Annotated in this window: 18 protein-coding genes and 1 pseudogene; 12 read left to right on the forward strand and 7 right to left on the reverse strand. The window is 62.2% G+C overall.

Going from position 1 to position 23,638, the window contains the following annotated elements; genetic code table 11:
- Positions 1–96: 96 nt before the first annotated feature.
- The gene (locus ACF8R4_RS20125; protein WP_156867067.1) at positions 97–543 is read right to left on the reverse strand and encodes an acetyltransferase; all 447 of its coding nucleotides are present in this window, start codon (positions 541–543) and stop codon (positions 97–99) included.
- Positions 544–804: 261 nt separating this feature from the next.
- Between ACF8R4_RS20125 and ACF8R4_RS20130 the strand changes: the two are divergent.
- Together ACF8R4_RS20130 and ACF8R4_RS20135 are read left to right on the forward strand one after the other, a co-directional pair.
- Positions 805–1,350 (forward strand): annotated as a pseudogene (locus ACF8R4_RS20130) (LysR family transcriptional regulator); the annotation flags it as partial.
- 139 nt (positions 1,351–1,489) lie between these two features.
- Positions 1,490–2,083, forward strand: a complete 594-nt coding sequence (locus ACF8R4_RS20135; RefSeq protein ID WP_156867068.1) for a hypothetical protein — start codon at positions 1,490–1,492, stop codon at positions 2,081–2,083.
- 192 nt (positions 2,084–2,275) lie between these two features.
- Here ACF8R4_RS20135 and ACF8R4_RS20140 read toward each other — a convergent pair whose 3' ends face one another.
- The 4 genes from ACF8R4_RS20140 to lysA all read right to left on the reverse strand — a co-directional run bounded on the left by ACF8R4_RS20140 (position 2,276) and on the right by lysA (position 7,661).
- Positions 2,276–4,759, reverse strand: coding sequence for a TonB-dependent siderophore receptor (locus tag ACF8R4_RS20140; protein WP_392493307.1), 2,484 nt, complete (start codon positions 4,757–4,759; stop codon positions 2,276–2,278).
- A gap of 111 nt (positions 4,760–4,870) precedes the next feature.
- On the reverse strand, positions 4,871–5,806 hold the full coding sequence (locus tag ACF8R4_RS20145; protein ID WP_200929203.1) for a FecR domain-containing protein: 936 nt from the start codon (positions 5,804–5,806) through the stop codon (positions 4,871–4,873).
- A gap of 5 nt (positions 5,807–5,811) precedes the next feature.
- Positions 5,812–6,312: a sigma-70 family RNA polymerase sigma factor gene (locus ACF8R4_RS20150; RefSeq protein WP_060498830.1), complete on the reverse strand. Its 501-nt coding sequence runs from the start codon at positions 6,310–6,312 to the stop codon at positions 5,812–5,814.
- Between the two features lie 116 nt (positions 6,313–6,428).
- Positions 6,429–7,661 (reverse strand): diaminopimelate decarboxylase, encoded by a 1,233-nt coding sequence (gene lysA, locus ACF8R4_RS20155; RefSeq protein ID WP_200929204.1) that lies wholly within the window; start codon positions 7,659–7,661, stop codon positions 6,429–6,431.
- A 124-nt stretch (positions 7,662–7,785) separates the two neighbouring features.
- Between lysA and ACF8R4_RS20160 the strand changes: the two genes are divergently transcribed.
- Positions 7,786–8,691 carry a LysR family transcriptional regulator gene (locus ACF8R4_RS20160; protein WP_164524259.1) on the forward strand — a complete coding sequence of 302 codons (906 nt, stop codon included), beginning with the start codon at positions 7,786–7,788 and terminating at the stop codon, positions 8,689–8,691.
- A gap of 113 nt (positions 8,692–8,804) precedes the next feature.
- On the opposite strand, the gene ACF8R4_RS20165 is transcribed toward ACF8R4_RS20160, so the two are convergent.
- Positions 8,805–9,158, reverse strand: a complete 354-nt coding sequence (locus tag ACF8R4_RS20165; protein WP_009684028.1) for a hypothetical protein — start codon at positions 9,156–9,158, stop codon at positions 8,805–8,807.
- Between the two features lie 273 nt (positions 9,159–9,431).
- Here ACF8R4_RS20165 and ACF8R4_RS20170 point away from each other — a divergent pair, with 273 nt between their 5' ends.
- Positions 9,432–14,297 carry an NAD-glutamate dehydrogenase gene (locus ACF8R4_RS20170; protein WP_060498832.1) on the forward strand — a complete coding sequence of 1,622 codons (4,866 nt, stop codon included), beginning with the start codon at positions 9,432–9,434 and terminating at the stop codon, positions 14,295–14,297.
- A gap of 66 nt (positions 14,298–14,363) precedes the next feature.
- Here ACF8R4_RS20170 and ACF8R4_RS20175 read toward each other — a convergent pair whose 3' ends face one another.
- On the reverse strand, positions 14,364–15,182 hold the full coding sequence (locus ACF8R4_RS20175; RefSeq protein ID WP_012271263.1) for a pyruvate, water dikinase regulatory protein: 819 nt from the start codon (positions 15,180–15,182) through the stop codon (positions 14,364–14,366).
- Positions 15,183–15,361: 179 nt separating this feature from the next.
- On the opposite strand from ACF8R4_RS20175, the gene ppsA reads away from it, so the two are divergent.
- From ppsA to ACF8R4_RS20215, 8 genes are all read left to right on the forward strand, one after another.
- Positions 15,362–17,737 (forward strand): phosphoenolpyruvate synthase, encoded by a 2,376-nt coding sequence (ppsA, locus tag ACF8R4_RS20180; protein WP_104835265.1) that lies wholly within the window; start codon positions 15,362–15,364, stop codon positions 17,735–17,737.
- A 101-nt stretch (positions 17,738–17,838) separates the two neighbouring features.
- Positions 17,839–18,831, forward strand: coding sequence for an alpha/beta fold hydrolase (locus ACF8R4_RS20185; protein ID WP_104835264.1), 993 nt, complete (start codon positions 17,839–17,841; stop codon positions 18,829–18,831).
- A gap of 215 nt (positions 18,832–19,046) precedes the next feature.
- Positions 19,047–19,538, forward strand: coding sequence for a ribonuclease E activity regulator RraA (rraA, locus tag ACF8R4_RS20190; protein ID WP_016714847.1), 492 nt, complete (start codon positions 19,047–19,049; stop codon positions 19,536–19,538).
- 27 nt (positions 19,539–19,565) lie between these two features.
- Positions 19,566–20,561 (forward strand): zinc transporter ZntB, encoded by a 996-nt coding sequence (locus tag ACF8R4_RS20195; RefSeq protein WP_104835263.1) that lies wholly within the window; start codon positions 19,566–19,568, stop codon positions 20,559–20,561.
- Between the two features lie 87 nt (positions 20,562–20,648).
- Complete coding sequence (locus ACF8R4_RS20200) at positions 20,649–20,921, forward strand: hypothetical protein (RefSeq protein ID WP_014591816.1); 273 nt, start codon at positions 20,649–20,651, stop codon at positions 20,919–20,921.
- A gap of 2 nt (positions 20,922–20,923) precedes the next feature.
- Positions 20,924–21,748, forward strand: a complete 825-nt coding sequence (locus ACF8R4_RS20205; RefSeq protein ID WP_060498837.1) for a mechanosensitive ion channel domain-containing protein — start codon at positions 20,924–20,926, stop codon at positions 21,746–21,748.
- 113 nt (positions 21,749–21,861) lie between these two features.
- A complete protein-coding gene (gene sigX / locus ACF8R4_RS20210; RefSeq protein ID WP_003248665.1) occupies positions 21,862–22,428 on the forward strand; it encodes an RNA polymerase sigma factor SigX in 567 nt (188 codons plus the stop codon).
- A gap of 111 nt (positions 22,429–22,539) precedes the next feature.
- Complete coding sequence (locus ACF8R4_RS20215) at positions 22,540–23,574, forward strand: OmpA family protein (RefSeq protein WP_016714850.1); 1,035 nt, start codon at positions 22,540–22,542, stop codon at positions 23,572–23,574.
- Positions 23,575–23,638: the final 64 nt, after the last annotated feature.

Consider the following 23,638-nt stretch of genomic DNA (forward strand, 5'->3'; position numbering starts at 1 on the left):
ACCCGCTAAACGGCTTCTCTCATGGCCGCAACCTTGCCGGGGCCGCATGGCGGCCCTTTTGCGACACAAGGGGCCGCCCCTTGCAATGTATGCCTCTCAATCACTCCCTAGGGGCAAGCTCATATGCAGCAAGGGAAATGGCCGGCCCTCGCCATCCAGCGGCGAACGGCCTGTCTGGATGAAACCGTAATGCCGGTAGAAGCCCACAGCCTGCGGGTTTTGCTCGTTGACGTCGACACTCATTGAATGGCGCGATTGGCGGCCGAAGTCCAGCAGCGCGCGGCCAATGCCTTGCCCATGAAGGTCGGGGTCGACGAACAGCATTTCCACATGCTGCTCGTTGAAGCCGATGAAGCCCAGCGGCTGGTCATCCGTGTCGACTGCTACCCACAGCTCGACGGCCGGGAAGTAGATATCGCGCAGCTGTGGCAGCAACGCGTCGATGTCGGCGGGTTGCAGAAAACGGTGTGTAGCGCGCACGGCGCGCAGCCAGATGTCGAGCAGCTGCGGGTAGTCGGCAGCATTTCCTTGGCGAATGATCATGAGGTCATCCTGAGTGGATTGATGGCGGGTGGGCGCACCGGTGATTGGCGGCCATGCAAGGGTCGGCATCATGAATGACCGCTTCGCGAATCAACGCCTGGGCGGTGCACGGCAGGGGAGGCCGGAAGGGAAGTGAGGAGGGTACCCGGATTGGGTTGTCTGAGCCAGCACCGGGGATACAAGTCTGCACCTTTGACTCGGTCAGGATTACTGTCAATGCTGCAATTGACCCGCAAAACAAGCATGGCCCCGGGAGCGCCAATGAACCGAAACGAACTGCGCAAAGCCGATATCAACCTGATGGTGGTGTTCGAAGCCCTGATGCAAGAGCGCAACCTCACCCGTGCGGCAGAAAAACTGTTCATCGCCCAACCCACGGTCAGCGCCGCGCTGGCCAGGTTGCGGGCGATGTTCAACGACCCGTTGCTGCTCCGTGTGGGTAACCGCATGGAACCGTCGGCCAGGGCCGAAGAGGTGATCAAGTACCTCACCCCGGCGCTGGATGCGATGTCCATCGCCCTCAGTCTGTCCCATGACTTCGACCCGGCAACCAGCAACATGACGTTCCGCATCGGTTTGTCCGATGACGTGGAGTCGGGCTTGCTGCCGCCACTGCTGCGGGCCCTGCGGGTGGAGGCGCCGAACGTGGTGGTGGTTGTGCAGCATGTGGATTACTGGCGCATACCGGATTTGCTGGCAGCAGGCGATGTGACGGTTGGCATCAGCCAGACCAGAGGGCTGCCAGCCAACGCCAAGCGCAAGGTGCTGCGCACCCTGCAGGGCAGGGTAGTGCGGGCCGACAAGTCAGCCCCCAGCCATGCCAAGCCACGCGTGCGGGTTGGCCTGGAACAGGTGGCATATGCTCGGTAACCTGCGCCTCGACCGGGAAACCGAACGTGGTGAAGCGAAAGCGTGCGCCGTTGCTCAGGTACGGGCCGGAGCCATCATGAAAACGGATGTCCGCTGCATTGCGGTAGTACGTTGGCAACGCCCGCGTGTCATCCAGTTGTTGCCAGACGGCTTCGGCAGTGAGGCCGGCGATGATGATTTTGTTCGAGGCAAAGTTCTCGGTGGTGCCGGGCACGATGAGCAGTACGTCTGCGCCATGCGCGTTGGGCGCCCAGCCACCGGGTACCTGGACCTCGACACCTTCTGTACGCTGGCGCACGCAATCGTCTCGCTGGGCAGCGGTGCCTTTCACGGTGTCAGCGATGAAGCGCTGGCGCGTATCGGCAGGGCGCGGCGGGTATGCCTGTCGGTGCCGAGCTTTCTGATGCTGCTGGAGGTGTTGCGCAGCAGTTCAGTGGGTGCGCAAGTTGCTTTCGAGCGTTTCGCACAAGTGAGCCAAGGCTCGCTGAAAGACCGGGTGGCAATCTTTGTAAGGCAGTTCGTCGAGGTGTGCATGTACAACCGCGCCGGTTGCAGCTGCGCTTCCATCACCTGCTGCGTGCGCGCCATGAGAATGCCCAGCTCGGCTTGGGCCTCTACGGGCAAGGCGGCCAGTGAGTTGAACGGCGCCCGTGCGCTGAGTATCAGGTAGCCGGGCAGTGCGCTGTTCATGCGGTGGTTCAGCACCCAGTGCACGGTTTCGTGGATGATGAAGCGGGAGGGGATGTCCAACTTCGCCTGCATTTCACGCCTTTCTGAAAATGCGGTGATGTTGATTTTGGCTGGTGTTTCACCGCCCTGCGGTCGGGCCGCAGAGCGGCCCGACCGCACGTTGTGAAGTACTTCAGAACGCCCCTTGCAAGGTCACCATGAAGTTGCGCGGTTCGCCATAGAAGTTGCCCCAGGCCGGCGCACCGATGGTGGCGTAGTACTTCTTGTCGAACAGGTTGTTGCCGTTGAGCGCAACAGTCCAGTTCAGGTCGACGCGGTACTGCACGCGGCCGTTCCACACGGTGTAGCCGGCCTGCTCGACACGGGTAGTGCCTGTAGTGCGGAAGTTTTCGCTCTGGCTGTTCAGGCCGGCGCCGACGGTGAAACGCTCCAGTGCACCGCCCAGTTGGTAGTCACCCCACACCTTGAGCATGTGCCGCGGGATGAAGCTGGAGGTGAAGGTCAGCTCGGTCGGGTCGGTGTCTTCGATGGTATTCAGGTACTTGGTCTGGGTGTAGGTGTAGCCCGCCAGCAATTGCAAGCGCTCGAGTGGCGAGCCGCTGATCTCTGCTTCGAAACCCTGGGCACGCACCTTTCCGCTGTCGGTGTAGCAGTAGCCGTCGCCTGAAGGGCAGGCTTCGTTGTAGTCGCTTTCTGCGCGGTGCTTCTCGACAGTGCGGAACAGGTTGAACGAGGTGTTCAGCGCGCCATTGAGCAGCTCGCCTTTGATGCCAACCTCGTAGTTGGCACCGGTCTTGGGCTGAAGCGACTGCCGCTCGGCATTCACCTTGTCGCTTTGCGGCTGGAAGATGTCGGCGTAGCTGGCGTAGGCGGTCCACTGGTCGTTCAGGTCATACAGCACGGCGGCGAACGGCGTGACCTGGCCGTTTTCCTGGCTGCGATTGTTTACCCAGTACTCATAGCGCTGGGTGTAAGCATCGCTCTTGTTGCGGTACCAGCTGACGCGGGTGCCCAGTACCAGGGTCAGTGGTTCTGCCAGCTTCAGGCGCAGGTTGGCGTAGGTGCCATATTGGGTCGTGGTGGAGTCGGTGGGAATGCTACCGCCTCGCAGGGGGAGGACCAGATAGTCGTCCTTGGACGGGTGCGGGAAGTCCGCCGACGGGGCGAACGGGTTCTGGCTACCGCTCAACCCCATCAGCGCGAAGTAGTCATGGGTTTTCTGCCGGCTGGCGTTGGCACCGATGATCAGCTCGTGCTGCAGGCCGAAGGCTTCGAACTTGCCATCGACGTAGCTATCGAAGCCATAGTCGTCCTGGTCGTAGTCGAAACGGCCGGCATAGCGGCCGATGCTGGCGCTGGTGGCGCCGACCGGTACCGAACCTTCGGAATAGCCGTATTCGATGTTCTGGTTGTTGTGGGTGTAGACCGAGGCGAAGTTCAGCGTCCAGTCATCGTTGAAACGGTGCTTGAGGTCGGCAAAGCCGGTAATGCGCTGGCTTTGCAGGTCGTTCCAGCTAGCGCCCAGGCAGGTGGAGCGAGACAGCTTCAGGTCGCTGCCATCGGCATAGCGTGGCAGGCCGTGGTAGCACGGGGTGGCATCCACATCCTCGTAGGCCAGGCCGAAGCCCAGGGTAGTGTCGGGGCTGACATCCCAGTCGATGGCGCCGTACAGAATCTGGTCCTGGCGCTTGGCAATGTCATAGAAGTACTGACGGTCCTGCAGCGCTGCCACGGCCCGACCACGCACCGTGCCGGACTCGTTGAGCGGGCCGCCCACATCCACCTGGCCGCGGTAGTTGTCCCAGCTGCCGGCAGACAGGGTGACGGTGGTGGCGGCCTTTTCCTGGCCACGCTTGCGCACGAAGTTGACGCCGCCGGCGGAGGAGCCGGAGCCCTTCATCATGCCGGCTGCGCCCTTCAGGATTTCGACACGGTCGTAGAACGCCATGTCGCTGGAAAAGCTGTTGGCCTGCACGTAGTTGCCACCCACGTCCAGCGGCACGCCGTCGTACTGGTACTGGCCGTCCAGGTTGAAGCCGCGGGAATAGAAATACTTGCCGCCCATGGGCGAGTCGTACACGGTGATGCCCGGGGTCTTGTCCAGCACCTGTTCCAGGGTGTTGAGGTTCTGGTCGTCGAGCATCTTGCGGGTCATCACGGTGACCGACTGCGGGGTTTCCTTCAGCGTGTGCACACCCTTGCCGATGGTCACGGCGCGGGCGGTGTAAGACTCAGTGCCTTCGCTGGTCGCATCCAGCCGGTTGGCATCGATGTTCAGTGGCCCCAGTTCCATCACCGAACCGTTGTCTGAAGGCACCAGCACATAGCCGCCATTACCCTGGCGTTGTGCCTGCAAGCCACTGTTGTTCAGCAGCCGCACCAGCGCTTCCTCGATGCTGTAGCTGCCTTCCAGGCCTGCGCTGTTCAGGTTGCGCGTTTGTTCGGTGTCGAACGAAATGGTGACGCCCGCCTGCACGCCAAACTGGGTGATGGCGTTGCCCAGAGGGCCTGCGGCAACATGGTAGGCGGTCTGACTCTGGGCCATTGCCTGGGCAGGCATCAGCAGCAGGCCTGGCGCGCTGGCCAGGGACATGCCGAACAGCACCAGGCGCACGGCCTGGCTCAGCGTGGTAGGGGTGGGGTGCAGGTGAGGCATTGGGTGATCCTTCCGTGTCATGGCAGAAAGTCGCTGTCGTCGCGGCTTTTGTCAGGGACGGACGAGAATAAAAATCAGCAAGATTTGAGCGAAAGTTTTTTCACCAGCCGTTCAGGCAGGCTCCACATTCACCCAGTAGCGGCTGAGGTAGCGCACCCTTACAGGCAGGGTTTTCGGCAGGTTGGCCAGCGCAATATCGGTATTGTCGACACGGAATGCGCCGGAAATGCTCATGGCCCGGATTGATGAGGCGCAGCGCAGCACGCCCGGCCGATAGCGGCCCAGCTCTTCGATGAAGTCGCCCAGGCGCCAGTCGTTCACGCTCAGCATGCCCTGTAGCCAGGCCGTGGAGTCGGCGGGCAGGGCATGGGCAAGGGTGAAGTCTTGCTGGTCAAAGCGCGTTTGCTGCCCGGCCTGCACGTGCAGCACCCGATCAGGATGGCGCTGCGGGCGTACATCGACGCTGGCCTGCAACACGCCCACGCGTGTCTGCTGTGCCAGTTTGCGAACGCTGAACTCGGTACTGCGGGCCAGCACGCTGCCGTCGTCGGTGTGCACGATGAACGGGCGCTGCTGAATGTCGCTGGCCGGGCGCACGAGGATCTCCCCCTGGTACAGCTGGATTGCCCGCACTTTCCTGTCAAAGCGCACATCCAGCGCGGTACCCACGTTCAGTTCCAGCTGCGAGCCATCCGCCAGCTCTACAGCGCGCCGCTCGCCGGTACCGGTACGTTGTTGCGCCATCAAGGCGCGATAGGGCACCTGCCCTGTTGCCAGCCAGCCACCGCCGCCCATGGCCAGCAGCAGGCTCAGCACTTTCAGCACATCGCGCCGCTGCGTCTGCGCCGCGCCCAGGCTGGACAGCGCCGCGTGTGGCGGCACCATGGCCCATTGTTGCTGAAGTTTTTCAACGCGCGCCCAGGCAGCGGCATGCTGAGGGCTGGCCTTTAGCCACTGGCGCCAGGCGTGGGTGCGGGCTTCATTGCTGTCGCCATCGTTGAGCTGCACGTACCAGGTGGCAGCGGCTTCCAGGGTTTTGACGTCCATGCCGTTCAGCCTTCGACTGCCAGCAGGCAGCGGGTCATGGCCTTGATCAGGTGATTCTTCACCGTGGTGACCGACACACCAAAGCGCTCGGCCGCAGCCCCATAGGTCAGGCCTTCCAGTTGCACGGCGAGAAAGATGGCACGGGTCTTGGGGCCGAGTTCGTCGAGCAGGCTGTCCACGGCCATCAGCATTTCGATGATCGACAGGCGAACCTCTGGTGATACCTCCACCGGCTCCGGTCGCAGGGCCAGGGCTTGCAGGTAGGCTTTTTCGATAGCGCGGCGGCGCACTTTGTCGATCAGGAGGGAGCGGGCGATGGCGCTGAGGTAGCTGCGCGGTTCGCGAATGGGGAGCTGGCTGCGGGCCGTCATCACCCGCAGGAACGTATCGTGCGCCAGGTCGGAGGCATCGGCTGCGTTTCCCAGGCGGGCGCGCAGCCAGCCTTTCAGCCAGCTGTTGTTTTCGCTGTAGAGCTGGTGGAGGGCCTGGTGATCGAGCGTCGACATGGCGTCAAATTCGCAATATGAATATGAATAGGAATTGATCGCATTGTCGCGATGAGCCAAGGTGATTGCAAGGAGGTTTGTCCATTGGGGCTGCGATGCAGCCCCAAGCACTGAGATTAGAACCCCGCCTCCAGGCCCAGCAGGTCCTGCACGGTCTGCCGCCGGCGAATCATGCGCAGCGCCCCTTCCTCGATCAGGAACTCCGGCAGCAGCGGCCGGCTGTTGTAGTTCGACGACATCGACGCCCCATAGGCCCCGGCATCGTGAATCACCAGCAAATCGCCCACCTGCGCCTGGGGCAGGTCCTGTGGGGTCAGCTCCTGGTCGTCCTGGGTGAACACATCCCCCGACTCGCACAGCGGCCCGGCCACCACGGTCGGCTGGCGTGGTCGGTCCACTGGCTGGCCGTTGGCATCGAGCAGGGTCATGCCGTGGTATGCACCGTACATCGCCGGGCGCATTAGGTCGTTGAAGCCGGCGTCGATCATCACGAAGGTATTGCGCCCCACCTGCTTCACGGCGCGCACTTCGGCCACCAGATAGCCGGATTCCGCCACCAGGAAGCGCCCAGGCTCGATCTCCATGCGCACCGGGTGGCCGAGCATCGCTTCGATTTCCTTGCGCGCCACCGCCCAGGTCTGGGCGTAGCGCTGCAGGTCGACCGGTTTGTCAGTGCTGCGGTACGGGGTGGAGAGCCCGCCGCCGATGGAAAACGCCTCGATGTCCACGCCCAGGCGGCCAATCAGCTCGATCATCGAGCGAGCCACCTGCTCCAGGTGCTGGTAGTCCACACCGGAACCAATGTGCATGTGCACGCCCACCAGGTGCAAGCCATGGGCCTTGATGCAGGCCAGTGCCTCCTCCAGCTCTTCGTGCCAGATACCGTGCTTGCTGTTCTCGCCGCCGGTGTTGGTCTTGCGGCTGTGGCCATGGCCAAAGCCCGGATTGATGCGGATCCACACGCGGTGGCCGGGCGAGCGTTCACCCAGTTGGCTCAGCATGTCGATGGAACCCGCGTTCACTTCGATCTTCGAGGCCACCACGCGCTCCAGGGTCGGCCGGTCCAGCGCGTCGCAGGTCAGCACCACGCCGGCAGGGTCGCCGTCCACGCGGGCACCCGCTGCGAAGGCCCGCTCCATCTCACCCAGCGATACGGCGTCCAGCACCAGACCATGGGCGCGCATCAGGCGCAGCACGTGAAGGTTAGGGTTGGCTTTCTGGGCGAAGCGTACGGTGTCGAACACCTTCAACTGCTCGACACGTTCGGCGATGGTGCTGGCGTCGTACGCCCACAGCGGCGAGCCGTGCTGGCGGACAGCTTCGGCCAGGAGGGAGAAAGGTGCGGTCATGGTGGCGCTACTCATAGAAGGATGACCGCGAGGATGAGCCAAACAAGGAATTCAGAAAAATAGCTATTTTTCTGCTAGTCATTCATATCTGATATACCCATTGCTGACTTTGCCGGGTACTGCTGTGAAACTCTCCGTCCGCCATATCGAAGTGTTCCGTGCCATCATGGCCGCTGGCAGTGTGACCGGTGCTGCGCGCCTGCTGTTTACCTCGCAGCCCACTGTCAGCCGCGAGCTGGCGCGGCTGGAGCAGGTGACCGGGCTGAGCCTGTTCGAGCGCGAGGGTGGGCGCCTGGTGGCGACTGCCCAGGCGTTGCTGTTGATCGAAGAGGTCGAGCGCGCCTACGTCGGGCTGGAGCGGATCGACCGTTTTGCCCAGGCCATTCGCAATTTCGAGCAGGGGAGGCTGGCCATCACGTGCCTGCCGCTGTTCTCCCAGACGTTGCTGCCCAAGGCTTGCCAGCGTTTCCACCAGCAGCATCGGGGCGTGAGCGTGAGTATCCTGGCGCAGGAATCGCCATTGCTGGAAGAGTCTCTGATCGCCCAACAGCATGACCTTGGCCTGACCGAGGTCGAGCAGATACCGCGCGGTGCCTATGGCGAGCTGCTGTTCAGCGCCAACATGGTGTGCGTGCTGCCCGCGCATCACCCGCTACAGGCAAAAGCCGAGCTGGAACTTGCCGACTTTCATGAGGTGGACTTCATCAACCTGGCCAGCCTGGACACTTACCGGCAGCGCCTGGACCAGTACTTTCGCGCGGCGGGGGTAAACCGCCGCACGGTGATCGAGACCACCAGTGCCGCCTCGGTGTGTGCCATGGTCAGGCAAGGGTTGGGGGTGGCGATCATCAACCCGTTGAGCGGGCTGGAGGCGGCGCAGGGCGGGTTGCCGATCCGCAGGTTGCGGGTGTCGGTGCCGTACCAGGTGATGCTGATACGGCCAGACCACAGGCCGGCTTCGGCGGCGGTGGAGCCGTTTTGCGAGGCGCTGCGGGTGCAGGCCAAAGAGATGCAGCAAGCGTTGGCGTGATCCTTGTGGGAGCGGGCATGCCCGCGAAGCAGGCGACGCGATGGATGGCACCGGCTGTGCCGGTGTTCGCGGGCACGCCCGCTCCCACAGAGACCGCGCTGGTGTTCAGTTAATCACAGCTCGCAGACGAAGGTCCCGGTCCCGGCCAGGATGTTCTCCAGGGTTTCTTTCACTTCATCCAGGTCGCTCAGGTCGCTGGTCAGGTTGATTTCCAGCACCTCATCCCCCTTCAGCGCATCGCGGTCGCCGGCGGCCACTTCAATCAGCAGGCGCTTGGCGCTGAGGGTCACTTTCAGCCCGTCCAGCGTCGATGGTTCGTCATCCAGGGTCAGGTCGACGGTGTCTTCGTCCGGGTAGCGGGTAAGCAGAAACATCTGGCCCTTGTCGCTGTGGCAGCACAGGGTCGCCATGTTGTCTTCCTCGTCATCGCAAGGGGTGGCGAAGAGCAGGGCGGTGTTGATTTGCATGAGCGGGCTCGGATCAAAGTGAATGGAAGGGAATTCTGACAGTCTTGCGTACAGGCATAAACGTAAAGTTACCGCCCCTTGACCGAAATTGTCGCAGCGCTGCAAGCCTTGATGACCGATCAGTCGTTAAGCTTCGGCGAGCCCTGGGCGTGCCCGCGCACGTTCAACGCCTGGTTTTACCGTCCGCCTTGCCACGGGTTGGCTATCGTTGATCCGTACACGGCGCACGCAGCGACGCTTCAACTATTACAAAGCCCAAGCGGAGTACCACAGATGGCGTTCTTCACCGCAGCCAGTAAAGCCGACTTCCAGCATCAACTGCAAGCGGCCCTGGCGCAGCACATCAGCGAACAGTCCCTGCCACAAGTGGCGCTGTTCGCCGAGCAGTTCTTCGGCATCATCTCTCTGGACGAACTCACCCAACGCAGGCTTTCCGACCTGGCCGGCTGCACCCTGTCAGCCTGGCGCATCATCGAACGTTTCGACCCCGAATACCCGCAAGTGCGGGTATACAATCCTGATTACGAGCGCAACGGCTGGCAATCGACCCACACCGTGGTCGAGGTGCTGCACCACGACCTGCCGTTTTTGGTCGACTCGGTGCGCACCGAGCTCAACCGTCGTGGCTACAGCATCCACACCCTGCAAACCACCGTGCTCAGCGTGCGCCGTGGCGCCAAGGGCGAGCTGCTGGAACTGCTGCCCAAGGGTACCCAGGGCGAGGGCGTGCGCCACGAGTCGCTGATGTACCTGGAGATCGACCGCTGCGCCAATGCCGCAGAGCTGACCGTGCTGGCCCGCGAGATCGAGCAGGTGCTGGCCGAGGTGCGGGTGGCAGTCGCCGATTTCGAGCCGATGAAGGCCAAGCTGCGTGACGTGGTGGCCGAGGTGGAACAGACCGCCTTCGGCCCGGCGCAACACGAAAAGGGCGAGGTCAAGGCCTTCCTCGAGTGGCTGCTGGACAACCACTTCACCTTCCTGGGCTATGAAGAGTTCACCGTCAAGGGCGATGCCGATGGCGGCCAGATGGTTTACGACGAGCAGTCGTTCCTCGGCCTGCCGCGCCGCCTGCGCGTGGGCCTGACGGCCGAAGAGCTGCGCATCGAAGACTACGCCGTGGCCTACCTCAACGAACCGCTGCTGCTGTCGTTCGCCAAGGCCGCGCTGCCTAGCCGCGTGCACCGCCCGGCCTACCCGGACTACGTGTCGATCCGCCAGCTGGACGCCGACGGCAAGGTCATCAAGGAACACCGCTTCATGGGCCTGTACACCTCGTCGGTGTATGGCGAAAGCGTGCATGCCATTCCTTACATCCGCGTCAAGGTAGCCGAAGTCGAGCGCCGCTCGGGCTTCGACCCCAAGGCCCACCTGGGCAAGGAACTGGCCCAGGTGCTGGAGGTGCTGCCGCGCGACGACCTGTTCCAGACGCCGATCGACGAGCTGTTCACCACCGTCATGGCGATCGTGCAGATCCAGGAGCGCAACAAGATCCGCGTGTTCCTGCGCAAGGACCCGTACGGCCGCTTCTGCTACTGCCTGGCGTACGTGCCGCGGGAGATCTACTCCACCGAAGTACGACAGAAAATCCAGCAAGTACTGATGGAGCGCCTGAAGGCCAGCGACTGCGAGTTCTGGACCTTCTTCTCCGAATCAGTGCTGGCCCGTGTGCAACTGATTCTGCGGGTAGACCCGAAAAACCGCATCGACATCGACCCGCAGCAGCTGGAACGCGAAGTCATCCAGGCCTGCCGCTCGTGGCATGACGATTATTCGACGCTGGTCGTGGAGAACTTCGGCGAAGCCCAAGGCACCAACATCCTCGCTGATTTCCCCAAGGGCTTCCCGGCCGGCTACCGTGAACGCTTTGCCGCGCACTCGGCCGTTGTCGACCTGCAGCATGTGCTGAGCCTGTCGGAAAGCAAGCCGCTGGCCATGAGTTTCTACCAGCCGCTGACCCAGGTGGGTGAGCGCATCCTGCACTGCAAGCTCTACCACGCCGACACCCCGTTGGCGCTGTCCGACGTGTTGCCGATCCTGGAAAACCTTGGCCTGCGTGTGCTGGGCGAGTTCCCGTACCGCCTGCGTCACGCCAATGGCCGCGAGTACTGGATTCACGACTTCGCCTTCACCTACAGCGAAGGCCTGAGCTTGGATATCCAGCAGCTCAACGACACCTTGCAGGACGCCTTCATCCACATCGTGGGCGGTGATGCCGAGAACGATGCCTTCAACCGTCTGGTACTCACCGCTGGCCTGCCTTGGCGTGACGTGGCGCTGCTGCGCGCTTACGCCCGTTACCTGAAGCAGATCCGCCTGGGCTTCGACTTGGGTTACATCGCCAGCACCCTGAACAACCACACCGACATCGCCCGCGAGCTGACCCGGTTGTTCAAGACCCGTTTCTACCTGGCGCGCAAGCTCACCCAGGATGACCTCGACGACAAGCAGCAGCGCCTGGAGCAGGCCATCCTGACCGCGCTCGACGACGTGCAGGTACTCAACGAAGACCGCATCCTGCGGCGCTACCTGGACCTGATCAAGGCCACCCTGCGCACCAACTTCTATCAGCCGGATGCCAACGGCCAGAACAAGTCGTACTTTAGCTTCAAGTTCAACCCCAAGCTGATCCCCGAGCTGCCCAAGCCGGTGCCCAAGTTTGAAATCTTCGTTTATTCGCCTCGGGTCGAGGGCGTGCACCTGCGCTTTGGTAACGTCGCCCGTGGCGGCCTGCGCTGGTCTGACCGTGAAGAAGACTTCCGCACCGAAGTGCTGGGCCTGGTCAAGGCCCAGCAGGTGAAGAACTCGGTCATCGTGCCGGTCGGCGCCAAGGGCGGTTTCCTGCCGCGCCGCCTGCCACTGGGCGGTAGCCGGGACGAGATTGCCGCCGAAGGCGTGGCGTGCTACCGCATCTTCATTTCCGGCCTGCTCGACATCACCGACAACCTCAAGGACGGTGGCGTGGTGCCGCCGGCCAACGTGGTGCGTCACGACGATGATGACCCGTACCTAGTGGTGGCGGCCGACAAAGGCACCGCCACCTTCTCCGACATCGCCAACGGCATTGCCATCGACTACGGCTTCTGGCTGGGCGATGCCTTTGCCTCGGGCGGTTCGGCCGGTTACGACCACAAGAAGATGGGCATTACCGCGCGTGGAGCCTGGGTGGGCGTGCAGCGCCACTTCCGCGAGCGCGGCATCAACGTGCAGGAAGACCCGATCACCGTCATCGGCGTGGGCGACATGGCCGGCGACGTGTTCGGCAACGGCCTGCTGATGTCCGACAAGCTGCAACTGGTGGCGGCGTTCAACCACCTGCACATCTTCATCGATCCCAACCCCGAGCCTGCGTCCAGCTTTGCCGAGCGCAAGCGCCTGTTCGACCTGCCGCGTTCGGCCTGGAGCGATTACGACACCAGCATCATGTCTGAAGGCGGCGGTATCTTCCCGCGCAGTGCCAAAAGCATCGCCATCAGCCCGCAGATGAAAGAGCGCTTTGCCATCGAGGCCGACCGCCTGACCCCGACCGAGCTGCTGAACGCGTTGCTCAAGGCACCGGTCGACCTGCTGTGGAACGGCGGTATCGGCACCTACGTGAAGGCCAGCAGCGAAAGCCACGCCGATGTCGGCGACAAGGCCAACGACGCGCTGCGGGTAAACGGCAACGAACTGCGCTGCAAGGTGGTGGGCGAGGGCGGCAACCTGGGCATGACCCAGCTCGGCCGAGTGGAGTTCGGCCTGAACGGCGGCGCCACCAACACCGACTTCATCGACAACGCCGGCGGCGTGGACTGCTCCGACCACGAGGTCAACATCAAGATCCTGCTCAACGAAGTGGTGCAGGGTGGCGACATGACCGAGAAGCAGCGTAACCAGCTGCTGGGCAGCATGACCGACGAAGTCGGCAACCTGGTGCTGGGCAACAACTACAAGCAGACCCAGGCGCTGTCGCTGGCCGCCCGCCGCGCCCGCGAGCGGATTGCCGAGTACAAGCGCCTGATGGCCGACCTGGAAGGCCGTGGCAAGCTGGACCGCGCCATCGAGTTCCTGCCGTCCGAAGAGCAGTTGGCTGAACGCCTGGCTGCCGGCCAGGGCCTGACCCGCGCCGAGCTGTCGGTGCTGATCTCGTACAGCAAGATCGACCTCAAGGAGCAACTGCTCAAGTCGCTGGTGCCGGACGACGACTACCTGACCCGCGACATGGAAACCGCCTTCCCGCCGTCGCTGGTCAGCAAGTTCGCCGAGGCCATGCGCCGCCACCGCCTGAAGCGCGAAATCGTCAGCACCCAGATCGCCAACGACCTGGTCAACAACATGGGCATCACCTTCGTCCAGCGCCTGAAGGAGTCGACCGGCATGAGCCCGGCCAACGTGGCCGGGGCCTATGTGATCGTGCGCGACATCTTCCACCTGCCGCACTGGTTCCGCCAGATCGAGGCTCTGGACTACCAGGTGCCGGCGGAAATCCAGCTCACCCTGATGGACGAGCTGATGCGCCTGGGCCGCCGTGCCACCCGCTGGTTCCTGCGTAGCCGCCGTAACGAGCAGGACGCCGGGCGCGACACCGCGCACTTCGGGCCGAAGATTGCGCAGTTGGGGCTCAAGCTGGACGAGCTGCTGGAAGGCCCGACCCGAGAACGCTGGATGGTGCGTTACCAGGGCTTTGTCGACGCCGGTGTCCCGGAGTTGCTGGCGCGCATGGTGGCCGGTACCAGCCACTTGTACACCCTGTTGCCGATCATCGAAGCCGCCGACGTTACCGGCCATGAACCGGCGCAGGTGGCCAAGGCGTTCTTCGCCGTGGGCAGCGCGCTGGACCTGACCTGGTACCTGCAGGAAATCAGCAACCTGCCGGTGGAAAACAACTGGCAGGCCTTGGCCCGCGAAGCGTTCCGCGATGACATTGACCTGCAGCAACGGGCAATCACCATCTCGGTATTGCAGATGGCCGATGCACCGGAAGACATGGACGCCCGCGTGGCGCTGTGGGCCGAGCAGCACCGGGTGATGGTGGAGCGCTGGCGCGCCATGCTGGACGACCTGCGCAATGCCACGGGCACCGACTATGCGATGTACGCGGTGGCCAACCGCGAGCTGGTCGACCTGGCCATGAGCGGGCAGGCGGCGGTGGTGCCGTCCTGATCATCAGGCTGAAATGAAAAAGCCCCGGCAGTGATGCTGGGGCTTTTTTGTATTACCTGTTCTGGCTTACTTGAACCTGCGCTCCACGCCTTTCTCCACCAGAATCTTCGCCGAAATCTCTTCCACCGAAAAATGCGTGGAATTGATGTTGGGAATGTTCTCCCTGCGGAACAGGCTCTCCACCTCACGCACTTCGAACTCGCACTGGGCAAAGCTGGAATAGCGGCTGTTGGGCTTGCGCTCGTGGCGGATGGCGGTGAGGCGATCGGGGTCGATGGTCAGGCCGAACAGCTTGTTGTGGTGCTTTTTCAGCACTGCCGGCAGCTGCAGGCGCTCCATGTCGTCCTCGGTCAGCGGGTAGTTGGCGGCGCGGATGCCGAACTGCATGGCCATGTACAGGCAGGTCGGGGTCTTGCCGCAACGCGACACGCCAACCAGAATCAGGTCGGCCTTGTCGTAGTAGTGGGTACGCGCGCCGTCGTCGTTGTCCAGGGCGAAGTTCACAGCCTCGATGCGTTCCATGTAGTTGGAATTACCGCCAATCGAGTGCGATTTACCCACGGAATACGACGAATGGGCGGTCAATTCCTGCTCGAGCGGGGATAAAAAAGAGGAAAAGATGTCGATCATGAAGCCATTCGACGTCGCCAGGATCTCACGGATGTCCTGATTGACGATGGTGTCGAAGATGATCGGGCGCACCCCGTCACGCTCGGCGGCAGCGTTGATTTGCTGGACCATGGTCCGCGCTTTGTCCGGCGAATCGATGTACGGGCGGGTAAATTTGTTGAACGGAATGCTCTCGAATTGCGCGAGCAAACTCTGGCCCAGGGTTTCGGCAGTGATACCGGTGCCGTCGGAGATGAAGAACGCGGTTCGTTTCATTTGCGATCTGGGCCTTAAGCTGATGACGTTTCTTGGATATGATAAGTTCGGTTTGCCGAATGCGGCTGTCGGCATTCTCACTTATTTTCCAGGTACAGGCCACAAACGCCCGGCCAAGTCACAGAAGACAGGCGGGCGCCTTTTTGAGCTTTTCCAACACAGTTAGTGGAGAGATCACCTTGGTAGAGTACGTAGTTTCCCTCGATAAGCTCGGCGTCCATGATGTGGAGCATGTGGGGGGCAAGAACGCATCCCTGGGCGAGATGATCAGCAACCTTGCCGGTGCTGGTGTATCGGTGCCGGGCGGCTTTGCCACTACGGCGCAGGCGTACCGCGATTTTCTCGAACAGAGTGGTCTCAACGACCGGATCCATGCCGCGCTCGACGCGCTGGACGTGGATGACATCAATGCCCTGACCAAGACGGGCGCGCAGATTCGCCAGTGGGTCATGGAAGCCGAGTTCCCGCCGCGTCTGGATTCGGAAATCCGAACCGCATTCGCCGCGATGGCTGCCGGCAACGACAACATGGCGGTTGCCGTGCGCTCCTCAGCCACTGCCGAAGACCTGCCAGACGCCTCGTTCGCAGGCCAGCAGGAAACCTTCCTCAACATCCGCGGCGTTGACAACGTGATCCGCGCGGCCAAGGAAGTGTTCGCCTCGCTGTTCAACGACCGCGCCATCGCCTACCGCGTGCACCAGGGCTTTGACCACAAGCTGGTGGCCCTGTCGGCTGGCGTGCAGCGCATGGTCCGCTCCGAAACCGGCACCGCCGGCGTCATGTTCACCCTCGACACCGAGTCGGGCTTCCGCGACGTGGTGTTCATCACGGGCGCCTACGGCCTGGGCGAAACCGTGGTGCAGGGTGCGGTCAACCCTGACGAATTCTACGTGCACAAGAACACCCTGCAGGCCGGCCGCCCGGCCATCCTGCGCCGCAACCTGGGCAGCAAGGCCATCAAGATGGTCTACGGCGAAGAAGCCAAGGCTGGCCGTTCGGTCAAGACCGTGGAAGTGGACCGCGCCGAGCGCGCACGCTTCTGCCTGAGTGATGCCGAGGTCAGCGAGCTGGCCAAACAGGCCATGATCATCGAGCAGCACTACCAGCGCCCGATGGACATCGAGTGGGCCAAGGACGGTGACGACGGCAAGCTGTACATTGTCCAGGCCCGCCCTGAGACCGTGAAAAGCCGTTCCAGCGCCAACGTCATGGAACGCTACCTGCTGAAAGAAAAAGGCACCGTACTGGTCGAAGGCCGTGCCATAGGCCAGCGCATCGGCGCCGGCAAAGTGCGCGTGATCAACGACGTTTCGGAAATGGACAAGGTCCAGCCGGGTGACGTGCTGGTTTCCGACATGACCGACCCGGACTGGGAACCGGTGATGAAGCGCGCGAGCGCCATCGTGACCAACCGCGGCGGCCGTACCTGCCACGCGGCGATCATCGCCCGCGAGCTGGGTATCCCGGCCGTGGTCGGTTGCGGCAATGCCACCCAGGTGCTCAAAGACGGCCAGGGCGTGACTGTGTCCTGCGCCGAAGGCGATACCGGCTTCATCTTCGAAGGCGAGCTGGGCTTTGACGTCAAGCAGAACTCCGTCGATGCCATGCCGGAGCTGCCGTTCAAGATCATGATGAACGTCGGCAACCCGGACCGCGCCTTCGACTTCGCCCAGCTGCCCAACGCCGGTGTCGGCCTGGCGCGCCTGGAGTTCATCATCAATCGCATGATCGGTGTGCACCCCAAGGCGCTGCTGAACTATGCCGGCCTGCCTGCCGACCTGAAAGAGAGCGTCGACAAGCGCATTGCCGGTTACAACGACCCGGTCGGCTTCTACGTCGAGAAACTGGTCGAAGGCATCAGCACCCTGGCGGCAGCCTTCTACCCGAAAAAGGTCATCGTGCGCCTGTCGGACTTCAAGTCCAACGAGTACGCCAACCTGATCGGCGGCAAGCTGTACGAGCCGGAAGAAGAAAACCCGATGCTGGGCTTCCGTGGCGCTTCGCGTTACATCAGCGAATCGTTCCGTGACTGCTTCGAGCTCGAGTGCCGTGCGCTCAAGCGCGTGCGCAACGAAATGGGCCTGACCAACGTCGAGATCATGGTGCCGTTCGTGCGTACCCTGGGCGAAGCCAGCCAAGTGGTCGACCTGCTTGCCGAAAACGGCCTGGCCCGTGGCGACAACGGCCTGCGCGTGATCATGATGTGCGAGCTGCCGTCCAACGCCATTCTGGCCGAAGAGTTCCTGGAGTACTTCGATGGCTTCTCGATCGGCTCCAACGACCTGACCCAGCTGACCCTGGGCCTGGACCGCGACTCGGGCATCATCGCCCACCTGTTCGACGAGCGTAACCCTGCCGTCAAGAAGCTGCTGGCCAATGCCATCGCCGCGTGCAACAAGGCCGGCAAGTACATCGGCATCTGCGGCCAGGGCCCATCGGACCACCCGGACCTGGCCAAGTGGCTGATGGAGCAGGGCATCGAAAGCGTGTCGCTGAACCCGGACTCGGTACTCGAAACCTGGTTCTTCCTGGCCGAAGGCCAAGGCGCGGCCTGATGCAGTAAAACGCGGGGGGACGTCTGGCGTACCCCCGCCTGGTTTTTTCCAGGGCGAGTTCCAGCAATGGATCCCGCCCTTTTTTGTGCACCAAGCAACCTATGCAAAGCAGCAGCACTCTATTCCCCGTGGCCCTGCTCAGTGCCGAGCGCCGCGGCGACCTCAGCGAAGACGTGTACCGGATCAAGGCCGGCAACGGCCCGGACCCTAGCGTCGAGCTGGCCATCACCCGCCTGGGGCTGGCCGACCATGGCCGTGCCCAGGGCGTGCCGGTCATTCTCCTGCACGGCAGTTTTTCCAACCGGCGTTTCTGGTATTCGCCCAAAGGTATTGGCTTGGGCGCCTACCTCGCCCGTGCCGGTTTCGATGTGTGGATCCCGGAAATGCGCGGTCACGGGCTGTCGCCACGCAACCATGCCTGGCGGCACAACACCGTTGCAGCCTATGCCCGTGATGACCTGCCACTGATTGCCGCGTTCGTACGCGAGCAGTCGGGCCAGGCGCCGCACTGGGTTGGCCATTCCTTGGGCGGCACCACGCTGGTGGCGGCGCTTGGGGGTGGTTTCCTGGCTGCCGAACAGGTGGCCAGCGTGGCGCTGTTCGGCACCCAGATCAGCCGTGTCTACTGGCCTTTGAAGGTGCCACCGCTGGTGTGGGGGGCGAAGCTGGTGCTCAAGCGCTGGGGGCAGATTTCCGGGCCACGCTTCAAACGTGGGCCGGAAGACGAGCCGATTGGCCTGGCGCTGGAAAGCATGCGCTGGCATGGCCTGTTCGGGCGCTTTGGCGACAAGCAGCACGACTGGTGGGCGGGGCTGGCAGAGGTGGATGTGCCGCTGCTGGCGGTGGCCGGTGCGGGGGACTTCCAGGACCCGGTGTGGGCCTGCCGCAAGCTGTTCGAGCAGTTGGGGGGCGAGCGCAAGCAGTTCCTGCGGCTGGGGCGTGAGGAAGGTTTTGATGCGTTTGGGCATGTCGACATGCTGGTGAGCAAGGCTGCGCAGGCGCAGGTATGGCCGTTGGTGGAGCGCTGGTTGCGTGATCCATTGCTGCCGGTGCATGAATCCACAGTGTCTCAGGAACCTTTGCCAGTCAGTTGATCTTGCATTGCCTGGGCCGGCCTCTTCGCGGGCAAGCCCGCTCCCACAGGGATTTCACAGCACTTAAGCCTTGTGATACCGCTGTGAGAGCGGGCTTGCCCGCGAAGAGGCCAGTACAGGCTAAAGATGACCGCTTGGTCCTTGGTGACTGCGACCGTCTCCAAGGTGTAGCCTTGGCCGATACCCGCTTTCGTTGTGACTGACAGGAGCTTCCCATGCAGCATTACGTAACGCCCGACCTGTGTGACGCCTACCCCGACTTGGTACACGTGCTGGAACCCATGTTCAGCAATTTTGGTGGCCGCGATTCGTTCGGCGGCCAGATCGTCACCATCAAGTGCTTCGAGGACAACTCGCTGGTCAAGGAGCAAGTCGAACTCGACGGCAAGGGCAAGGTCCTGGTGGTCGATGGTGGTGGTTCGCTGCGCCGTGCGCTGCTGGGCGACATGCTTGCGGAAAAAGCCGCCAAAAACGGTTGGGAAGGCCTGGTGATCTATGGCTGCGTGCGTGACGTCGATGTGCTGATCCAGACCGACGTCGGCGTGCAGGCCCTGGCCAGCCACCCGATGAAAACCGACAAGCGTGGTATCGGTGACCTCAATGTGGTGGTGACCTTCGCCGGCGTTACCTTCCGCCCGGGCGAGTACGTGTATGCCGACAACAATGGCGTACTGGTTTCGCCAAGCCCGCTGAAAATGCCGGAGTGATGCGCCCCACGCGCTGATGGAGCTTTGATGTTCGAGGAAGACAACGCGCAGTGGGGGCTGGTGCATGCCCTGGTGCTCGATGGTAAAGGTGGCGCGCGCTCGATTGCCCGTACCGAACTGGACAGCTTGCAACTGCAACCGGAGCAGAGCCTGTGGCTGCACTGGGACCGCAGCCATCCTCAAACCCGTACCTGGCTGCTGCACGACAGTGGCCTGAGCGAGTTCGCCTGCGAGCTGCTGCTGGAGGAAAACACCCGGCCGCGCCTGCTGCCCATGGCAGACGAACAGCTGCTGCTGTTCCTGCGCGGGGTCAACCTCAACCCGGGTGCCGAACCTGAAGACATGGTTTCGGTACGTATTTTCGCCGAGGCACAGCGGGTTATCTCGTTGCGCCTCAGGCCGTTGCGTGCCAGTGACGAAATTCTCCAGCAACTGGAACAGGGCAGGGGGCCGAAATCGGCCTCCGAACTGTTGCTGTTGATGGGCGAACTGCTGACTGAAAAGGTTCAGGGCCTGGTGAGTGACCTGGCCGAACTGGTCGACTTGGAAGAAGAAAAGGTCGAAACCGACGAGCGGTATACCCCTGAGCATGGCAGCCTGCAGCAGATCCGCCGTCGTGCCGCCGGCCTGCGCCGTTTTCTTGCTCCGCAACGGGAAATCTACGCCCAGCTGTCGCGCAGCAAATGGAGCTGGTTCGCCAATGTCGACGCCGATTACTGGAACGAGCTCAATAACAGCCTGATCCGCTACCTCGAAGAGCTGGAGCTGACCCGCGAGCGCGCTGCGCTGGTGCTGGAAAGCGAAGACCGGCGGCGCAGCGAGCGGATGAACCGCACCATGTACCGTTTTGGCATCATCACCTGCATCTTTTTGCCCATGAGCTTCATCACCGGGCTGCTGGGCATCAATGTCGGCGGTATTCCGGGGGCGGATAACCCGTTGGGCTTTCTGTTCGCCTGCATCGTCGTGCTGGGGCTGGCGGTGGGGCAGTGGTGGCTGTTCCGGCGGTTGCGATGGGTTTAGGTGTGCATTTTGAAACATTCGTACCAATGGGATGTGTGACCCATTGCCCGGCCATCTCGTCTCTTGCTGACACTGCGCGAGGTGCCCATGCACGATCCGTTTGAAGAATCCCTGCGCGACCTGCTCAAGGCGTCACCCTCCGGCAATGACCGGGACGACCGGGACGACGCCGCTTGCCTGGGTCGCGTACTGAAAACCGCCAACCGCCAGGTTGGCGCGGGTGATCTGTTCAGCCTGCTTGGCCGCTGGAGCCAGGCGCTGCTCATCGCCGTCAATAATGGCTCGGCGCATGTCGCGCCGGTGCGTCGACACTCTTCCCGCAACGCTGCCACCGGCAGCAAAGCAGATAAGGCCGATTGAATATGGAACTCGATCTCTGGACCCAGAGCCTGGTCACCGCAATGACTGCCCTTTGGACCAAGGTAGCGAACTTCATCCCCAACCTGTTCGGCGCGCTGGTCGTGGTGCTGCTCGGTTTCGTGGTGGCCAAGCTGCTCGACACACTGCTGTCCAAGCTGCTGGCCAAGTTTGGCCTGGACCGCCTGATGGCCGGCACCGGCCTCACCAAGATGCTTGGCCGGGTCGGCATTCAGGTGCCGATCTCGACCCTGATCGGCAAGATCGTCTACTGGTTCGTGCTGCTCATCTTCCTGGTCTCGGCCGCCGAGTCGCTGGGCCTGGAGCGGGTGTCGGCCACCCTCGACATGCTTGCCCTGTACCTGCCCAAGGTGTTCGGCGCGGCCTTGGTGCTGCTGGCCGGCGTGCTGCTGGCACAGGTTGCCAATGGCCTGGTGCGCGGCGCTGCCGAAGGCATCGGCCTGGAATACTCGGCAGGGCTTGGGCGCATTACCCAGGGCCTGGTGATCATCATCAGCATCTCGGTGGCCATCAGCCAGCTGGAGGTGAAAACCGACCTGCTGAACCACGTTATCGTCATCGGGCTGATTACCGTTGGTCTGGCCGTTGCCTTGGCCATGGGCCTTGGCAGCCGCGAAATCGCCGGGCAGATCCTGGCCGGCATTTACGTGCGCGAGCTGTATCAGGTCGGCCAGCAGGTGCGGATTGGAGAGGTTGAAGGGCACATCGAGGAAATCGGCACGGTCAAGACAACGCTGCTGACCGATGATGGCGACCTGGTGTCGCTGTCCAACCGCGAGTTGCTCGAGCAGCGTGTCAATAGCCGCTAACCGCACAAAAGCTGTTAATGTATGCCGCCGCGAAATTCGACCCACGGGGTCGCGCGGCGACATTGACCTGACTGTCGGCCAGATCCGTTTTGAATAAAGTTCATTCGCCGCCCATGCGTTATGACCCCCGCGAGCTCACCGACGAAGAGTTGGTGGCGCGTTCGCATGAGGAGCTGTACCACGTTACCCGCGCCTATGAAGAGCTCATGCGGCGCTACCAACGGACCCTGTTCAACGTCTGTGCGCGTTATCTGGGGAACGACCGGGACGCGGACGATGTCTGTCAGGAAGTGATGCTGAAAGTGCTGTACGGCCTGAAGAACTTCGAAGGTAAATCCAAGTTCAAGACCTGGCTCTACAGCATCACCTACAACGAGTGCATTACCCAGTACCGCAAGGAGCGCCGTAAACGCCGGTTGATGGATGCCTTGAGTCTGGACCCTGTCGAAGAGGCGTCCGAAGACAAGGCCCCGAAGCCGGAAGAAAAAGGCGGGTTGGACAAATGGCTGGTGCATGTGAACCCGATTGACCGGGAAATTCTGGTGCTTCGTTTTGTCGCAGAGCTGGAATTTCAGGAAATTGCCGACATCATGCACATGGGCCTGAGCGCGACGAAAATGCGCTACAAGCGCGCGCTAGACAAGCTTCGGGAGAAATTTGCCGGCCTCGATGAAACTTAGTGGCGTGCAAATATCTCTAACGAATCGGCGAGTTCTGCTAGACTTGCCGTCGAGTTGTCCCCCGTGTTTGTGGTGGGACTGCTTAACTATCACCAGATGGGGATTTAACGGATGAAATTGAAAAACACCTTGGGCTTGGCCATTGGTTCGCTCGTAGCCGCCACTTCGATTGGCGCTATGGCACAAGGTCAAGGCGCCGTCGAGACCGAAGTTTTCTACAAGAAAGAATTCTTCGACAGCCAGCGCGACTTCAAGAACGACGGCAACCTGTTCGGCGGCTCGATCGGTTACTTCCTGACCGACGACGTTGAACTGCGTCTGGGCTACGACGAAGTACACAACGCTCGTGGCGAAGACGGCAAGAACATCAAGGGCTCGAACACCGCCCTGGACGCCGTTTACCACTTCAACAACCCGTACGACGCTATCCGTCCGTACGTTTCCGCTGGTTTCTCGCACCAGTCGCTGGGCCAGACCGGCCGTGGCGGTCGTGACCACTCCACCTTCGCCAACGTTGGCGCTGGCGCCAAGTGGTACATCACCGACATGTTCTACGCCCGTGCCGGCGTAGAAGCTCAGTACAACATCGACCAGGGCGACACCGAGTGGGCTCCAAGCGTTGGTGTTGGCCTGAACTTCGGCGGTAGCCCGAAGCAAGCCGCAGCCGCTCCGGCTCCAGTTGCTGAAGTCTGCTCCGACTCCGACAACGACGGCGTTTGCGACAACGTCGACAAGTGCCCAGACACCCCGGCCAACGTTACCGTTGACGCCGACGGCTGCCCGGCTGTTGCCGAAGTCGTTCGTGTTGAGCTGGACGTGAAGTTCGACTTCGACAAGTCGGTCGTCAAGCCAAACAGCTACGGCGACATCAAAAACCTGGCTGACTTCATGAAGCAGTACCCACAAACCACCACCGTGGTTGAAGGTCACACTGACTCCGTGGGTCCAGACGCTTACAACCAGAAGCTGTCCGAGCGTCGTGCCAACGCTGTCAAGCAAGTGCTGACCCAGCAGTACGGCGTAGAATCCAGCCGTGTTGACTCGGTAGGCTACGGCGAAACCCGTCCGGTTGCTGACAACGCCACCGAAGAAGGCCGTGCTATCAACCGTCGTGTTGAAGCTCAGGTAGAAGCTCAGTCCAAGTAATTGGCCTGATGTTTCATGAAAAACCCGGCCTCGGCCGGGTTTTTCTTTACCTGGGTTTTGTGTT

The organism is Pseudomonas sp. FYR_2 (assembly GCF_043106425.1).
Classification (GTDB): Bacteria; Pseudomonadota; Gammaproteobacteria; order Pseudomonadales; family Pseudomonadaceae; genus Aquipseudomonas; species Aquipseudomonas monteilii.

Excerpts from the sequence above, each read along its gene's own strand:
- ACF8R4_RS20185 (WP_104835264.1), top strand. The coding sequence starts at position 17,839 with ATGCAAAGCAGCAGCACTCTATTCCCCGTGGCCCTGCTCAGTGCCGAG.
- rraA (WP_016714847.1), top strand. The coding sequence starts at position 19,047 with ATGCAGCATTACGTAACGCCCGACCTGTGTGACGCCTACCCCGACTTG.
- ACF8R4_RS20170 (WP_060498832.1), top strand. The coding sequence starts at position 9,432 with ATGGCGTTCTTCACCGCAGCCAGTAAAGCCGACTTCCAGCATCAACTG.
- ACF8R4_RS20165 (WP_009684028.1), bottom strand. The coding sequence starts at position 9,158 with ATGCAAATCAACACCGCCCTGCTCTTCGCCACCCCTTGCGATGACGAG.
- ACF8R4_RS20200 (WP_014591816.1), top strand. The coding sequence starts at position 20,649 with ATGCACGATCCGTTTGAAGAATCCCTGCGCGACCTGCTCAAGGCGTCA.
- ACF8R4_RS20195 (WP_104835263.1), top strand. The coding sequence starts at position 19,566 with ATGTTCGAGGAAGACAACGCGCAGTGGGGGCTGGTGCATGCCCTGGTG.
- sigX (WP_003248665.1), top strand. The coding sequence starts at position 21,862 with ATGCGTTATGACCCCCGCGAGCTCACCGACGAAGAGTTGGTGGCGCGT.
- ACF8R4_RS20145 (WP_200929203.1), bottom strand. The coding sequence starts at position 5,806 with ATGGACGTCAAAACCCTGGAAGCCGCTGCCACCTGGTACGTGCAGCTC.
- ACF8R4_RS20205 (WP_060498837.1), top strand. The coding sequence starts at position 20,924 with ATGGAACTCGATCTCTGGACCCAGAGCCTGGTCACCGCAATGACTGCC.
- ACF8R4_RS20135 (WP_156867068.1), top strand. The coding sequence starts at position 1,490 with ATGAAAACGGATGTCCGCTGCATTGCGGTAGTACGTTGGCAACGCCCG.
- ACF8R4_RS20175 (WP_012271263.1), bottom strand. The coding sequence starts at position 15,182 with ATGAAACGAACCGCGTTCTTCATCTCCGACGGCACCGGTATCACTGCC.
- ACF8R4_RS20140 (WP_392493307.1), bottom strand. The coding sequence starts at position 4,759 with ATGCCTCACCTGCACCCCACCCCTACCACGCTGAGCCAGGCCGTGCGC.
- ACF8R4_RS20150 (WP_060498830.1), bottom strand. The coding sequence starts at position 6,312 with ATGTCGACGCTCGATCACCAGGCCCTCCACCAGCTCTACAGCGAAAAC.
- ACF8R4_RS20125 (WP_156867067.1), bottom strand. The coding sequence starts at position 543 with ATGATCATTCGCCAAGGAAATGCTGCCGACTACCCGCAGCTGCTCGAC.
- lysA (WP_200929204.1), bottom strand. The coding sequence starts at position 7,661 with ATGACCGCACCTTTCTCCCTCCTGGCCGAAGCTGTCCGCCAGCACGGC.
- ACF8R4_RS20215 (WP_016714850.1), top strand. The coding sequence starts at position 22,540 with ATGAAATTGAAAAACACCTTGGGCTTGGCCATTGGTTCGCTCGTAGCC.